We start from the raw sequence: 705 nt of genomic DNA on the forward strand, positions 1-705 counted from the left end.
TCAAGCGCATTCATCGTCGTCCAACACCCCGAACTTGGTTGGTAATTTGATGTAGCTGTGAGTCAACCGACTTGCCTGTAGAAATGTCCCAAAAGTTGGTGTTCCGAGATTTTGCTAGTTGCGATAGTTGACGCTCAATGTTGTCGTCCCATGCACGAAGAGCCGAATGCGTTTGCTGCTCTTCTGGACTCAGATAAAACACATCGTCACCATTACGTATTGGCAGAATACCGCCTACTGGAAGCGTGTGTTCAAGAGGGTCGCTACAGCGAAGAAGTATTAACTCATTATGACGAGCGAGAGCGCTGAGCTGTTGGCTTGCCTTGGCATCTAATCGATGGAAATCGCTGATTACGAAAACCAAGGTTCCTGGGCGCGTGACTTGATTCGCCTCAATGAGCGCTTCAGTGAATGAATGCTTATCAAAAATGCCGCCCTCGCTGAGCGAAGTCGCTGTCAGCGCGTTGTTGGCTTCTTCTAAATGCTTGAAGTAACGCAATAATGCTTTTCGGCTACGGGCCGGTTTTACGGTCAACTTGGCTTTTTCATTAAACACAATGCCGCCGACACGGTCGTTGTGTGACAGTGCACTCCACGCCAATAGTGCAGCGCTTCTTGCCGCGAGAACGGATTTCATGCAGTCCTTGCTGCCAAAAAACATCGATGCTGACTGATCACATAAAATCATGACGGGTCGCTCACGCT

1 protein-coding gene is annotated in these 705 nt (G+C 49.1%); it reads right to left on the reverse strand.

Translation table 11 applies throughout. The features are described 5' to 3' along the window. Positions 1-10: 10 nt before the first annotated feature. Positions 11-705 (reverse strand): DUF58 domain-containing protein (locus A3750_RS00950; protein WP_156498283.1); only part of this gene is annotated, 695 nt, incomplete at its 5' end.

The organism is Oleiphilus sp. HI0079, assembly GCF_001635105.1.